This is a genomic window from Paenibacillus sp. J22R98 (assembly GCF_059383835.1).
The window spans coordinates 505,051-519,622 of the sequence record NZ_JBXENW010000003.1 but is presented as its reverse complement, the minus strand read 5'-3'; the positions used below and the strand labels follow the sequence as shown (position 1 = coordinate 519,622).

General features: G+C 47.1%; 18 protein-coding genes. All 18 read right to left on the bottom strand.

Annotated features, from left to right (window positions below):
* Positions 1-42 precede the first annotated feature (42 nt).
* The 18 genes from proS to AC50Y3_RS12520 all read right to left on the bottom strand — a co-directional run bounded on the left by proS (position 43) and on the right by AC50Y3_RS12520 (position 14,565).
* The gene (proS, locus tag AC50Y3_RS12605; RefSeq protein WP_494819067.1) at positions 43-1,491 is read right to left on the bottom strand and encodes a proline--tRNA ligase; all 1,449 of its coding nucleotides are present in this window, start codon (positions 1,489-1,491) and stop codon (positions 43-45) included.
* A gap of 7 nt (positions 1,492-1,498) precedes the next feature.
* Positions 1,499-2,779, bottom strand: coding sequence for an RIP metalloprotease RseP (gene rseP, locus AC50Y3_RS12600; RefSeq protein WP_494819066.1), 1,281 nt, complete (start codon positions 2,777-2,779; stop codon positions 1,499-1,501).
* A 79-nt stretch (positions 2,780-2,858) separates the two neighbouring features.
* Positions 2,859-3,998: a 1-deoxy-D-xylulose-5-phosphate reductoisomerase gene (locus AC50Y3_RS12595; RefSeq protein WP_494819065.1), complete on the bottom strand. Its 1,140-nt coding sequence runs from the start codon at positions 3,996-3,998 to the stop codon at positions 2,859-2,861.
* A gap of 20 nt (positions 3,999-4,018) precedes the next feature.
* Positions 4,019-4,813: a phosphatidate cytidylyltransferase gene (locus tag AC50Y3_RS12590; protein WP_494819064.1), complete on the bottom strand. Its 795-nt coding sequence runs from the start codon at positions 4,811-4,813 to the stop codon at positions 4,019-4,021.
* Between the two features lie 27 nt (positions 4,814-4,840).
* Positions 4,841-5,608: an undecaprenyl pyrophosphate synthase gene (gene uppS, locus AC50Y3_RS12585; RefSeq protein ID WP_494819063.1), complete on the bottom strand. Its 768-nt coding sequence runs from the start codon at positions 5,606-5,608 to the stop codon at positions 4,841-4,843.
* Between the two features lie 72 nt (positions 5,609-5,680).
* The gene (gene frr, locus AC50Y3_RS12580) at positions 5,681-6,235 is read right to left on the bottom strand and encodes a ribosome recycling factor (protein ID WP_494819062.1); all 555 of its coding nucleotides are present in this window, start codon (positions 6,233-6,235) and stop codon (positions 5,681-5,683) included.
* Entirely contained in the window at positions 6,235-6,966 is a 732-nt protein-coding gene (gene pyrH / locus AC50Y3_RS12575; RefSeq protein WP_494819061.1) for a UMP kinase, read from the bottom strand. The genes frr and pyrH overlap by 1 nt, the downstream gene beginning before the upstream one ends.
* A gap of 115 nt (positions 6,967-7,081) precedes the next feature.
* Entirely contained in the window at positions 7,082-7,732 is a 651-nt protein-coding gene (gene tsf / locus AC50Y3_RS12570; RefSeq protein WP_494819060.1) for a translation elongation factor Ts, read from the bottom strand.
* A gap of 149 nt (positions 7,733-7,881) precedes the next feature.
* Positions 7,882-8,580: a 30S ribosomal protein S2 gene (rpsB, locus tag AC50Y3_RS12565; protein WP_090976482.1), complete on the bottom strand. Its 699-nt coding sequence runs from the start codon at positions 8,578-8,580 to the stop codon at positions 7,882-7,884.
* A gap of 203 nt (positions 8,581-8,783) precedes the next feature.
* Positions 8,784-9,344 (bottom strand): hypothetical protein, encoded by a 561-nt coding sequence (locus AC50Y3_RS12560; RefSeq protein WP_494819059.1) that lies wholly within the window; start codon positions 9,342-9,344, stop codon positions 8,784-8,786.
* On the bottom strand, positions 9,337-9,942 hold the full coding sequence (locus AC50Y3_RS12555) for a hypothetical protein (protein WP_494819058.1): 606 nt from the start codon (positions 9,940-9,942) through the stop codon (positions 9,337-9,339). The genes AC50Y3_RS12560 and AC50Y3_RS12555 overlap by 8 nt, the downstream gene beginning before the upstream one ends.
* A 33-nt stretch (positions 9,943-9,975) precedes the next feature.
* On the bottom strand, positions 9,976-10,299 hold the full coding sequence (locus tag AC50Y3_RS12550; protein WP_494819057.1) for a hypothetical protein: 324 nt from the start codon (positions 10,297-10,299) through the stop codon (positions 9,976-9,978).
* 48 nt (positions 10,300-10,347) lie between these two features.
* Positions 10,348-11,754 carry a flagellar assembly protein A gene (locus AC50Y3_RS12545; protein ID WP_494819056.1) on the bottom strand — a complete coding sequence of 469 codons (1,407 nt, stop codon included), beginning with the start codon at positions 11,752-11,754 and terminating at the stop codon, positions 10,348-10,350.
* Between the two features lie 21 nt (positions 11,755-11,775).
* The gene (locus tag AC50Y3_RS12540; protein ID WP_091218697.1) at positions 11,776-12,561 is read right to left on the bottom strand and encodes a FliA/WhiG family RNA polymerase sigma factor; all 786 of its coding nucleotides are present in this window, start codon (positions 12,559-12,561) and stop codon (positions 11,776-11,778) included.
* A gap of 4 nt (positions 12,562-12,565) precedes the next feature.
* Complete coding sequence (locus AC50Y3_RS12535) at positions 12,566-12,988, bottom strand: hypothetical protein (RefSeq protein ID WP_494819055.1); 423 nt, start codon at positions 12,986-12,988, stop codon at positions 12,566-12,568.
* Between the two features lies 1 nt (position 12,989).
* Complete coding sequence (locus tag AC50Y3_RS12530; protein WP_494819054.1) at positions 12,990-13,484, bottom strand: chemotaxis protein CheD; 495 nt, start codon at positions 13,482-13,484, stop codon at positions 12,990-12,992.
* The gene (locus tag AC50Y3_RS12525) at positions 13,481-14,098 is read right to left on the bottom strand and encodes a chemotaxis protein CheC (RefSeq protein WP_494819053.1); all 618 of its coding nucleotides are present in this window, start codon (positions 14,096-14,098) and stop codon (positions 13,481-13,483) included. Before AC50Y3_RS12525 ends, AC50Y3_RS12530 begins: the two co-directional genes overlap by 4 nt.
* Positions 14,099-14,103: 5 nt before the next feature.
* Complete coding sequence (locus AC50Y3_RS12520; RefSeq protein ID WP_494819052.1) at positions 14,104-14,565, bottom strand: chemotaxis protein CheW; 462 nt, start codon at positions 14,563-14,565, stop codon at positions 14,104-14,106.
* Between the last annotated feature and the right edge of the window lie 7 nt (positions 14,566-14,572).

Here is a 14,572-nt window from a genome sequence, read left to right as displayed (position 1 = left end):
CAGCGAATACAGCCGTTTATTCCTTTTTTACTCTTGTTGCAATTAATAAGCTCTGGCGAATACGACGGAATGCTCGGATTTCTCTCCACAAACGAGACAAACTGTTTTGTGCTCAGCAGGCTCAAACGGAATATTACGGCTTGTTGCACCCGTTTCTTCCTTCACTTGGCGCTCACATGCATCAGATCCACACCATCCGGCAAGCGCGAACCCGCGCTGCTCTTCGAAGAGTGCCTTCATCTCATCAAGCGTCTCCACCGAGTAAGTATGCTCCGTACGGAATTGCTTAGCACGCTCAAGCATATCATTATGCGTCTCAGTCAGCATATGCTCAATTTCTTCCTTCAAATTACTTTGCAGGACAATTCGCTTCTCACCGGTAATACGCGACACGAGAACGACTTGTCCATTCTCCATATCACGAGGTCCAAGCTCAAGACGAATCGGTACGCCGCGCATTTCATATTCATTGAATTTCCAGCCTGGGCTTACATCGCTGCGATCATCCACTTTCACGCGGATGCCTGCTTTCTTCAGCTCAGCGAACAGCTCGTCCACGCGTCCAACCACTTGCTCACGTGTCTTCGGCGGTCCGATTGGAATCATGATGACTTGCGTCGGTGCAACCTTCGGAGGAAGCACCAGACCGCGATCATCACCATGAACCATGATCATTGCACCTAGAAGACGTGTCGATACTCCCCATGAGGTGGTGTGAACAAACTGTTGTGTATTCTCGCGGTCCAAGTACTTAATATCGAACGCAACTGCGAATTTATTGCCAAGGTAATGGGACGTTCCTGCTTGTACGGCACGGCCGTCTTTCATCATCGCCTCAATCGAATACGTATCTACCGCACCGGCAAAACGCTCCGATGGTGTCTTCTGCCCCATAATGACCGGAATTGCCAAATAGTTCTCGCAGAAGTCGCGATAAATTTCGAGCATTTGGTTTGTTTCTTCCCGCGCTTCTGTTTCGGTTTCATGCGCTGTATGGCCTTCCTGCCACAGAAACTCGGTTGTACGCAAGAATGGCAATGTCCGCTTCTCCCAGCGAACTACGTTTGCCCATTGATTGATCAGTACGGGCAGGTCCCGATAGGATTGAATCCATTTGGAGTACATATGGCCGATAATCGTTTCCGATGTCGGGCGAATCGCCAAACGTTCTTCAAGCTTCTCTCCACCGGCTTCGGTTACCCATGGCAGCTCTGGATTGAATCCTTCCACGTGTTCTTTCTCTTTAAGGAAGAAGCTCTCCGGAATGAACATTGGGAAGTATGCATTCCGGTGACCGGTTTCTTTGAACCTGCGGTCCAGCTCATCCTTCATATGCTCCCAAATTTCAAAACCCTCTGGACGGAATACGATACAACCGCGCACCGGGGAATAATCCATTAATTCCGCTTTCTTGATTACATCGATATACCACCGCGAGAAATCCTCGTTTTGCGGTGTAATTTCCGTTACGAATTGCTTATCCTTCGACATGACCGACTCAGTGCTCCCCTCGTACCAATCGCAATATATCATTATAAGTAACCGCCAGCATGAGCAGCATCAGCATCGCAAAGCCGATAAAATGCACCATGCTTTCCCGGTTTGGATCAACCGGACGGCCTCGTACAGCTTCAAATCCGAGGAATACCAATCGGCTTCCATCCAGTGCCGGTATCGGCAGCAGGTTAAAGATCCCTAAATACAGACTGAGAACCGCTACCCATGAAGTCAGCTGGACTACGCCTTCATCCGCGATTTGACTAGTCACTTGGGCAGTCCGTACCGGTCCGCCAAGATCCTCCATCTTGAAATCACCGAGAATCAGCTTCTTAAATCCATCGAAGATCATGATCGTCATGTTCTTCATCGCTTTTCCGGCATAAGTGAACGTTTCGCCAAACGTTACAGAACGTGTAGGTACCGCAGCTGAGATGCCTAGTTTACCGACACCTGTAGTGGGATCCTTCTTCGGTGTGATCTTGAATGAGATCGGCTTTCCGTCACGCAGCACATTAAATACGAGCGGTACGTTGACCGATTTACTGATCAGCTCGATCATCTTATTGGAATCGCCGCCGATTTTTTCCCCGTTCACCGAATCAATGACATCGCCGACACGAAGATCCGTCTGTGATGCCGGCATCCCTGCAACTACGCTGCCGATTAACAAACGATCCGGATTCTCCATCGGAACGCCAGCCATTTGGAAATACAGACCGAACAACACGAAAGCCAAAACAAAGTTCATGACAGGACCCGCAACGATAGCGAGTGCCCGTTGACCAACTGTTTTGCTGCCGAATTGGCGGTCGATCGGTGCGATCTGCGTTTCTTTCCCTTTACTGATCATCAGCGCTTGCGGATGTACGTCATAAGAATCTGTGATTCCGTCGGCACTCAGAGTAAGCTTGAGTTTACGCTCGATATCGATCGTTTCAACTTCACCGCGAACAACATTGCTGCGATCATCCAAACGATCTAAGTAAATACGAGTAACCGTGTTATCTTTCACCCGTACTGCGACTGTCTGCCCGGGATGAATCTCAATTAACTCCGGATCCTCACCGGCCATTCGGACAAAACCGCCAGCTGGGACAAGCCGCAGCGTGTATCTGGTTTCACCACGTTTAATGGAAAACAGCTTTGGACCAAACCCAATCGCAAACTCTCTAACCAATATTCCGGCACGCTTCGCAAAATAAAAATGACCCCACTCGTGAATGGTCACAATGACGAAGAAGACCATTACCGTCAAAAAGACGACTTGAATCGTATGCATCGTTCCCCTTGCCTCCTGTTCGTAACGGCCTGTACTTAGATTATCATTATTCTCCCGTTCGATACAAGAGAACCCCCGGTTAGATGCTTGCCGCTTCTCTTCGAGCCCAGGCATCTACTTCTGCGATGGCCTCGACATCGGGAACATCCACAAGCTGATGCTTATCCAGCACAGCTGCTATAACAGTTTCGATCTCAAGGAATGTGATCCCGCCAGCCAAGAAGCGCGCAACGGCCGTTTCATTCGCTGCATTGAAGACTGTAGGCGCGGATTGACCGGCCAGCCCGCTCTCATATGCAAATCGAAGGCATGGATAGCGATCAAAGTCCATTTCCCGGAAATGCAAGGCGGACAATTTCGCTAAATTCAGTCGTTCCGTTGGCGTTGGCCTACGCTCCGGATAGGTAAGTGCATATTGAATCGGAACTCGCATATCCGGCATTCCCAACTGTGCAATAATGCTGTGATCTACGAATTCAACATAAGAGTGGATAATACTCTCCGGATGAATGAGAACATCGATTTGACTGTATGGAAGACCGAATAACCAATGAGCTTCAATAACCTCAAGTCCTTTATTGGCCATTGTCGCCGAATCGATAGTGATCTTGGCACCCATCGACCAGTTTGGGTGATTCAGTGCTTCAGCAACGGTAACCCCTTCAAGCTCTGCCCGCGAACGGTCACGGAAGGAGCCTCCTGATGCTGTAAGTGTAATGCGGTGTACATCACTGCGGCGTTCTCCGTTCAAGCATTGGAAAATAGCGGAGTGCTCGCTATCGATAGGCAGGATGGACACACCTTTATCGATGGCACGCTTCATAACAATATGACCTGCCGTTACGAGCGTTTCCTTATTCGCAAGTCCGATATGTTTGCCTGCATCAATTGCGGCTAGTGTGGCTTGAAGGCCGCGACTGCCAACGATTGCAGTGACTACAGTATCAGCTTCATTATCAGCTGCGATTTCAACCAATCCTTCATTGCCGTAAAGAACTTTAGTTCCTTTCGGCAGATGAGGAATCGCTTCATCAGCTAATGCCTTTGTCGATAAACAAACGGTCTTCGGCTTGAATTGATTAGCTTGCTGAATGAGTAATTGCAAATTGCTGCCTGCGGCCAAACCTTCAACCTGATAGCGATCGGGCTCATGGCCTAGAATATCTAAGGTTTGCGTCCCTATAGAACCGGTAGAACCGAGAATCGTTATTTTCTTCAACGCTAAGGAGCCTCCTTGAATCAGAGCGGGAGCAGCTCGGTCATAACGAGCAATGGAAACACGATTAGCCAGCTATCACAACGATCCAATACACCACCATGACCGGGTAAAATCGATCCCGTATCTTTGATGCCGCGAATGCGTTTGTAAGCCGATTGAATGAGATCTCCAAACTGCCCTGCAACAGCTGCAATGAGACCGATAAGCAGTGCCCTGCTGATGCTGATGATATCCGGGTATGTCAATGCAAAAATGGCCGCGATGGCTAGTGAAAGCACAATGCCGCCGATCGAGCCTTCAATTGTTTTATTTGGACTGATGGATGGCCACAGTTTATTTTTCCCGAATGCTCGTCCGGTGAAATAAGCTCCGATGTCGGAAGCCCATATTGCGCCGAAAGCCATGCAGGTCGTAAGCAAACCATGGAATTCCGCGTTACGTACTTCGTACATCGCATGAAATCCATAGCCTACGTATAAAGCGCCAAGCAACATTAAAGCTGCACCGTCAATGGTAATGACATTTTTCGTCAATACCGTTACCGTGAGCAATAAGAATAACAATAACCAAATGGTATGTATGGCTGTAGGCGAGTCTAGGCCGAAATCTTCCCAAGGAATAAACAAGACCAGCATACCCGCCAGTCCGATTAACGATAGCGGATGTTTAGCAGAGACGCCATTCATCCGTGTATATTCCATAAACCCAATAACAGCTAGTAATAGGAGGAGTGCAAAGAAAAACCATCCGCCAAGTACAGTTAGAAATATAAATGCTGCGCCGCCGATAAGGCCGGTAATTATACGTTGTTTCACCTGTATGACACTCTCCAGTAAGGCCGATTACAGTCCGCCGTAGCGACGGCCGCGACGCTGATACTCTCGAACAGCTTCAAAGAAATGCTCTTCTGTAAACTCAGGCCAATAGACGTCTGTAAACCACATCTCGCTGTAAGCAAGCTGCCAGAGCATGAAGTTGCTCAAACGCAGTTCACCGCTCGTACGAATGAGTAAATCAGGATCAGGAACACCTGCAGACAGCAAGTTAGCTTCCATCATTGATTCATCAATATCATCCGGCGAAAGCTTGCCTTCTTGAACAGCTTGACCGATCACACGTACCGCTTCAATCATTTCTTTCCGGCTGCCATAATTTAGGGCGAAGTTGAGAACAAGCCCTGTATTTTTAGCCGTTTTGTTGATCGCCTCTTCTACCGCTCTCAGCGTATAGTCCGGCAAATCACCTTTATATCCCATCATGCGAACCTGAACATTATTCTCAATCAGATCCTTGAGTTCTATAGAAAGAAATTCCTGAGGCAGCTTCATAAGAAACTCCACTTCAGCTTTCGGACGCTTCCAGTTTTCCGTAGAGAAGGCATATAGCGTCAAATATTTCACACCCAGTCGATCGGCAGCCATCGTAATTTTCTTGACTGTTTTCATTCCAGAGTGGTGTCCGGCCATTCGAGGCAAACCGCGGCTCTTGGCCCATCTGCCGTTGCCGTCCATAATAATGGCGATATGCTCCGGGATGCCATCCGGATCAAGCGTCGGCGAAGATGGTTTCGCGGACGCTTTACCGAATAACTCCTTCAATCGTTTTAACACACGCTCGTCCTCCCACGCTAACGTTGATTTATGCAACAAACCCCACCATTCGGAGGGGCCGGAGAGCTTGCATTATACTTCCATGATTTCTTTCTCTTTCGCAGCGAGAACTTTTTCCACTTCTGCGATGAATTTATCCGTTGTTTTCTGAACGTCATCTTGGTGTCGGCGGGACTCATCTTCAGAAATCTCGGTTTTTTCGAGTTTCTTAATGTCGTCATTCGCGTCGCGTCGAACGTTACGGATCGCTACCTTCGCTTCTTCGCCAAACTTCTTCGTCAATTTGACAAGCTCCGAGCGGCGTTCTTCTGTCAGCATTGGTATGCTGAGGCGAATGGTTGCGCCATCATTCGATGGTGTCAATCCGAGATCCGATTTCATGATCGCTTTCTCAATCGCAGATAGGGAGGATTTATCCCATGGCTGAATCATGAGCGTCCGGGAATCAGGCGTATTGACGTTAGCCAATTGATTGACCGGTGTCATTGCACCGTAATATTCAACTTGGATCCGGTCAAGCAGCGCTGGTGTAGCACGGCCTGCACGAAGTGTTGAAAGATCACGTCTCAGTGCTCCGATCGCTTTCTCCATCCGATCTTCTGCGCTTTTCTTAATGGCTTGTGGCATTAGTTCACACTACCTTTCATCACAATAGTACCGATTTTCTCACCAAGGACAACACGTTTGATATTCCCTTGTTCGGTAATGTTGAAGACGACAAGTGGAATGTTGTTGTCCATGCAAAGCGATGAAGCGGTTGAGTCCATGACGCCCAGATTGCGGTTCAGGACTTCCATATACGTCAGCGTTTCAAACTTCTCCGCTGTCGCGTCTTTAAATGGATCTGCGGAATATACGCCATCCACTTTATTTTTCGCCATTAGGATAACTTCTGCTTCGATTTCTGCTGCGCGCAACGCTGCAGTCGTATCGGTGGAGAAGAATGGATTGCCTGTGCCTGCCGCGAAAATAACGACACGCCCTTTTTCCAGGTGACGGATCGCCCGGCGGCGTATGTAAGGCTCAGCGATTTGCTGCATGGCGATTGATGTTTGCACACGAGTTGGCACATCGATTTGCTCAAGCGCATCTTGAAGGGCCAAAGAGTTCATGACTGTTGCCAACATACCCATATAATCTGCTGTAGCACGGTCGATACCTTTCTCCGAACCGGCAATTCCACGCCAGATGTTTCCGCCGCCACATACGATCGCGACTTCAACATTCAGTTTCACTACTTCTTTCACTTGCTCTGCAATCGAGGAAATCATTGCGGAATCAATTCCAAAGCCATTATTACCCGAGAGCGATTCGCCGCTCACCTTCAGCACTATACGTTTGTACACGGGACTTTGCAACTTGGTATACCTCCATCATCAACTTTGTTTAAAAGGCCGTATACGGACTTGAAAATTTAGACCTAATTATAGGAAATAGGCGGGGCGAACGCCCCGCCCCGCCTGCGCGTTCGGTTTACAATTTAGCTTGCGACATAACTTCTGCAACGAAGTTGTCTTCTTTTTTCTCAAGGCCTTCACCAAGCTCAAAACGAGCAAAGCGGCGGATAGAGATATTCTCTCCAATTGTGCTGATTTTCTCTTTCAGCAAGGTATGGATTGTTTTGTCTGGATCTTTGATGAACGGCTGCTCAAGCAAGCAGTATTCTTCGTAGTATTTGCTGATACGGCCATCAACCATTTTTTCAACGATTTTCTCTGGTTTGCCTTCATTCAGCGCTTGCGCTCTCAGGATTTCGCGCTCTTTATCAAGCTCATCCTGGGATACTTCTTCACGGCTAACAAACTTAGGGTTTGCAGCTGCGATTTGCATTGCGATATCACGAGCGAACTCGCGGAATTGTTCTGTTTTACCAACGAAGTCAGTTTCGCAGTTGATTTCAACCAGGACACCGATACGGCCGCCAGCGTGGATGTAGGATTCTACTGTACCTTCAGTAGCTACACGACCCGCTTTGTTTGCTGCTGCGGAAAGACCTTTTTCACGAAGCAAGTCGATTGCTTTCGGGATATCACCGTTTGTTTCATCAAGCGCTTTTTTACAATCAAGCATGCCTGCGCCTGTTCTTTCACGCAATTCTTTTACTGCACTCGCACTAACTGCCATGTTGGAAACCTCCTGAAATTAGTTAAGTATAACTGACCGCGGAGTGAACCGTTGGTCCATTCAAAACAATCAGCGTGAACATTCGAAAAAAGGGCGGTGAGAGGTTATGCACCTTCTGACCACCCTTTCGTGTCGTATCGTAAACTCTATTAAGCAGTTGTTACTTCGCCTTGACGCGATTCAACAATTGCATCAGCCATTTTAGCTGTCAGCAATTTAACTGCACGGATTGCATCATCGTTACCTGGGATCACGTAGTCGATTTCATCCGGATCACAGTTTGTATCAACGATACCTACGATTGGGATACCAAGTTTGCGTGCTTCAGCAACCGCGATACGCTCTTTGCGTGGGTCGATGATGAACAATGCGCTTGGCAAACCTCTCATGCCTTTGATACCGCCGAGGAATTTTTCAAGACGATCTTTCTCTTTACGGAGAATGATAACTTCTTTCTTAGGAAGAACTTCGAAAGTGCCGTCCTCTTCCCATTTCTCAAGCGTTTTAAGACGGTCGATACGTTTTTGAATCGTTTGGAAGTTAGTCAGCGTGCCGCCGAGCCAACGTTGATTGATGTAGAAGTTGCCGCAACGTTCTGCTTCTTCTTTCACCGAATCTTGTGCTTGTTTCTTAGTACCTACGAAGAGAATTGTGCCGCCTTCTTCGCCGATCGAACGTACGAAGTTGTAAGCTTCTTCGACTTTCTTAACTGTTTTCTGCAAGTCAATGATGTAAATACCGTTACGTTCTGTGAAGATATAACGATCCATCTTAGGGTTCCAACGACGAGTTTGGTGACCGAAGTGTACCCCAGCTTCTAGAAGCTGTTTCATGGAAATTACCGCCATCTCTTACACACCTCCTGTTAAATGGTTTTTAGTGGTTACCTCCGCCAATATCATTTTCCGTCATCACTTCGACCGGGTCGAAGCACCAATAACGAAATTAATCGGCGTGTGTTTTTAACACCGTCAATTACTATACCACATCTGTATGCACGCATGCAACCGCAATTGACAGGTTTCCTTAGCATATTTCGCTAGACTCTGATTTAGTCGTCGGATGAAGGCAAATCGGCTGAAGAAGCATTCGGTTTGCTCGTAATAATCGTGCGAATTTGCTTCAAGGACAAGTCACCTTTAAAAGCAAAATAACCTGCGCGTATCATCGTTGTACGCATCAGGCTGATAAAAGCTTTCTTATCCGTTATGACGCCACTAGCATTCAAAATATCTGCTGTTTCCGTTACACTTGCATTCGGCGGAATGCGCACGACTATAGGTTTAGAGACAGCTGTATTCTCTGAAGCTGCTGCTGTCTCCTTATCATCCTTATCTGCAGCCGCTGCAGCATCTTGCTTCGCTTGATCCTGTTTTGCCTGCTGTTCCGCTAGTTTCTTCTTATATTCAGTCTCTACCCGTTTATGCTCATCGGCAACAGCTTGATCCAGTTCAGCTTTCGAATACCCAATGACCGCAGATTCTGTAGTCTCCTGCTTTACCGGCTCTTCCATACTGTTCACTTGGTTCTCACCTATAAACATGAGCTGCAGAAGAGCTGCACCAATAATAATTCCGACACCAACACCAAAGAGAAATGTACGTTTATTCATGACGCGCAGCTTCCTCCTGCTTCGAAAGCTGAAGAATAAGCTGGACTTCACCTTTGTTTTTACCGAGCTTCTTGGCTATTGCATCAATCGATTTTCCGCTTTGATACATTTCAAATAAGTCGGAGTAACGATCACGAATCGTTAAAATAGGTTCTTCAGCTTCCAACTCAGCTTCTGCTTCAATTGCCGCTGCAGCGAATGGATTTTGAAACGTCGGCTGAGTTACTTGAGTATCCGGTATTTGGTTGATCGGTGGATTCGGGGCCTTTACAGACTGAAGCTCCATTGCAGAAACATGCAGCTTCGTTTGTTCAGCTAGAAGCCGTTCAAGCTCGGCACAGCGCTTCTCCAGCACTTCCATTCGCTCATCGCGCTTCTTGGACTGAAGCTGCGTATCTTGGGTGGATTTACTGACAAGCTCAACAAGCTCTCGATTGTCCGCTTCCATATTCTCCATAAACTGCTCCAGTGCCGTTTCCATATTGCGAACGGTTTGCGTCGATTGCTCCGGTTTGCCATTTGATGCTCTACGCGGCAGAACAGCTGCGCAAACCACAACAATTCCGCCTATTAACATGATCGTTTGCCATGATTCCATCTTCATTCACCTGCATTTCGGTTTAACAATCAGTTACATTGATATGTCGATATGTTTTCCCTTATAGGGATGGTTCTGTCCTTGCTCGGTTTCCGCATCCGCTCCAGCTTCACCGTCTTGCTGTTTCTTCCGATTCTGCTTCCTCTCAGATCCCCGCTGCCGGTTATCTTTGATCTTGGTGTCTATGTTCTGTTCAACAGCTGTATTTCGATTACGCAGCAGTTCGGTTTGCTTGGCCGTATCATTCTCCAGCCTCATTTGTTCTGCGACTGGTCTCTGATTTAACTGCTGCTGCTGCGAACTGTTATCAGGCATGCGCGGAATAGACATTTGGAAATCAATAGGTTTAAAAGGCATCCCGTTTCCTCCTAAACATCAAGCAATTCTTCAACCCAACATAAGGTGCTAGACGTAAGGCGCCATTACAATGTCACCTTCAAAATACCGGAAAGAAACACGCTGCGTCGCGTCTTTGACAAAACGAGTGTACCGGCCGATTACGATCTTAGTACCTCCATAAACGACGTTGACGACATCGATTCTGGCGCGATCGGTATCTTCAAGTGACTTCTCAATTTCAAGTACGCGATCCTTTGCTGTTGCGATCTCTTCTACCGCAGCACGTTTGGTAGAAGTCAGTTTAATGCGCATCGTCATTTTATCAGGGGTTAATTGGCCGGCAGCAGCAAGCTGGTCCAGCAGTTTGAGTGCTTTCTCCGTCTTGTCCAAATTATCCACGGATTGCTTAATTTGCAAGCGAAGATCGCTTAGCTCCGCTCTCAATTCCGGACGCACACCAACTTCGAGCGTGGTGGCCGTTGACATCGTATTCCCAATCGTTCTCGCTACTACACGGTCACCGGCTTGGATATTCCCTCCGACAAGCAGCCCTTTGGGTCCACTGCAAACGACATTTCTTCCCGCACGAACATGAGAGTGCATGATACTTTGCGAGACTAGTACATCTTCTCCCGCTGTGACGTTGCTGTCTTGAATAAACGAGCTTTTCACATTGCGATTCGCTTTCACATAGCCTTTATTACTTGCGAGTATGCCGCCGGTAATTTCAATCGAGCCGTCCGATTCGAGTACGGCACCTTCAACGCCGCCAATTACTCGAATATCACCGGATGCCTTAATCTTAAATCCGGTCAATACATTCCCTCGAATGACTACGGTACCTACAAAATCAATGTTGCCAACCTTGTAATCCACATCGCCATTTACTTCAAAAACCGGGAACACATTGATCTTGCTTTTATCTGTAAGCGAGATGAGTCCGTCAATTGTAGCGTACATAGCTGTTTGTTCAGGATTCAACACGACATTTTTGCCGATTTTAAAATACGCTTCTTTTCCGTTTCTGCAAGCAATCGGATCACCGGTTACTGACTTGCCATCCACTCCCGCTTTAGCGGGAACCTTCTCGGCGATCAATTGACCACGCTTCACATTCTTCAGCTGTGTTACTTCTTTAAAATCAATCTTACCGCCTTCGAGTTCCACCGGACGGTATTCGCCTTCATTCATATCATGGGAGAAACGGATGTAGCCGTCCTCACCATGAACGGGTTGATTGCCCTGTGCGATGACATTTTGACTGTAAAAATAAGCACTCGGCCGCTGCGAGATACTTCGAAGCATGTCGCGGCTGATGCCGTAACTAACTCCGTGGCTTTTCAAAAACTCTTCTAGCTGCCCTTCCGTACATGAAAACTGCTCATCCGCAACATTAAATTGGATCGTAGCGGTCAGTTTATCAGGTGCAAGCTGAACAACGAGATGTGATTGTAATGTTTCAGATGTAGACAAAACTGGCCCCCCTTTATTACACTAATGCTGCATTAATTGATCCTTTTGTTTTTCTAATGCACCTCGTAGTCTCAAAATTGCTTTTGAATGAAGTTGTGAAATCCGTGAAGGTGATAATGACATGACTTCCGCAATTTCACTTAGCGATAACTCCTCGTAATAGAAAAGCGAAATTACCGTTCTCTCTTTCTCAGTCAAACGATCGATACCGCGAATCAGTGATTCTTTAAGGAAAAACTCATGTACCTTGTAATCCGGGTTCTTCGCTTTCTCATCGATGAGCAGCGACAAGCGGGTTTCGGATTCTTCTTCTCGAATCGGATCCTCGAGCGAGCATACCGTTGTAACCGCGATCTCTTGCAGCATAACGTCAAACTCTTTCTCCGAAACATCCAAATATCCGCTGATCTCCGCATCCGTCACCGAACGCATATATTGCTGCTCAAGCAATTGATACGCTTCTTCGATACGCTTGGCTTTCTCGCGTACCGAACGCGGTACCCAGTCGCCTTGACGCAAACCATCGATGATAGCGCCACGAATCCTCCATGAAGCATACGTTTCAAATTGAAGACCACGTCTATAATCGAATTTCTCGATCGCATCAATTAACCCCATAGCCCCATTGCTTGCCAAATCATCCTTGGACACATTCTTAGGCAAACCGATAGCCATACGGTTACTCACATAATCAACCAACGTTAAGTATTGTTCGATCAACAGTTTCTTCGCTTCAATGTCCCCGTCTTCTTTCCACTTCTGCCAAATCTCGATGTTAGACAAATGAGGCGCTTTCGGCTCAATCATCTTCTCACCCTCCTGTTAGGTGACGTATTGCTTTAGCCAGTTCTTCAGGCTCTCTATTCTGAGTTGAAACTAATTTGGGAGGTGTCAGCGGTTGAAAGATGGCTCCTTGCGTTGCATCAAGCGATTGGGTACCTTCCAGCTGATTTTTCAACAAAATATTCAACTCATCACTTTGATCCGGTGTTGCATAGTCAATCGAAGTCCCTTTCGATTCATCACCGTCTAGCTGTGATAAAGCCTGCGCCTTTGGATTCATAATAAGTGCCACTAACGCGCGGAAAACAAAGCCCAGTACAAAAAAGGTCAGAAAAGCATACAAGCAACGAAGGCTAGTAACCGCCATCCCATTACTGTCCAGCGAGAATAATAATGTAAGTAAACTGCCGCCTACTCCAAGGAAGACATTCCAGCGCCAAGACCCTACCATGCTAAATCTCCTTTACTCCTTGCTGCACACTGCGTATCACTAGTACACCGCTTAGACTGTTAAATTCAATCGTCCTACCGTAATTTGCTCCGGTATCTTCCGCCAATAGCGGGATTGAGAATTGACGCAGCATCTCTTTACAGGATTCAACATTCCGCGGACCGATCCGCATCGAATCACTGTTTGATGTGAAAGCGAACATTTGCGCGCCGCCTGCCATCTTGGCAACGAGTCTTCTCGGTTCTGCGCCTGCTTGCTTCATGAGCCCAATCAAATGAGGAACCGATGTATCAGCGTATTTTGCGATATTAATCGGAGCCTCTCTTGCAATCTCGGAGGAGGGCAGCATGACATGTACCATGCCTGCCACCTTCGAGCGTTCGTCAAACAAAGTCAAGCCTACGCATGACCCGAGACCCGTTGTTTTCAAGATTGCTCCATTCAGTGCAATCTGTAGGTCGGCCATGCCCACTTTCACGAGATTTTCCTGCATCATTCGTTAGGCACTCCTAAAGCGCTAAATATTTTACCAAAAGATTCTGGATCCGGAATAAGGAAGAAATGACCTGCAAGTTCCTCCCGACCTTCAAGAAACGCGGTATCAATTAACAGCGCGGAATCGCCCATTTCACCATATTGAACAAGTCCATAACTCAAGATAGCTCCGGCCATATCGATTGCGATGGCTGGGACGGTCGGCGACATGTTCAACTGCGTGAAATCGGCCAAAGATGATAAATAAGATCCTGCTAGTATGTTGCCGATCTCAGCCAGTGCGGAAAATTCCATTTCGGAATATCCTTCTTCTAAAACTGGAATGGAAAGTAAATTACGCAACAACTTCTTCGCTGAATGCTCCTCGATAAGAAAGAACATATTACCTGGAGCATCGCCTTCAACTCGAAGGAACACGGCAATAACTACTTGTTCAAATCCGCCTACTCGATCGGCAACCTGCTCGAAGGGGATTAAACTGACAGTGGGCACATTCATATCGACAGGCTTGTCCAGAAGTCTGGAAAGCGCCGTCGCTGCATTGCCCGCACCGATGTTCCCGACTTCCTTCAATACATCAAGCTTGAATGCTTCTAGCGTATCTAATGGATTCACGGGGCTTAAACCTCTTGCTGTTCCAGTTGAATAATTTCGCTCTTATTGAGCACTTCAGAAAGGTTGAGCATGATAAGCAATCGGCTGTCTCCGATTTTTGCTACACCGCGTAAGTACTTCGCTTTAATGCCACCCACAACTTCCGGAGGCGAATCGATGGAGTCTGGATCAATATCGATGACATCATTTGCCGAATCAACGATGAATCCCACTTCCAAATCATTTACGGCTACGATGATGATTCTGGAGCTTTCCGTTTCTTCTGATTCCGCTAAGCTAAAACGGCCGCGAAGATCGATGACGGGAAGAACAACACCACGCAGGTTAATGACACCTTTAATGAATGACGGTGTTTTAGGAACACGTGTAATCGGCAGCATACGCTCAATCGTGCGTACTTTTTCCACTTCAATTCCATACTCTTCGTGTGCCAGGCCAAATACGATAACTTTGATTTCCTCAGCCATTCGTAAT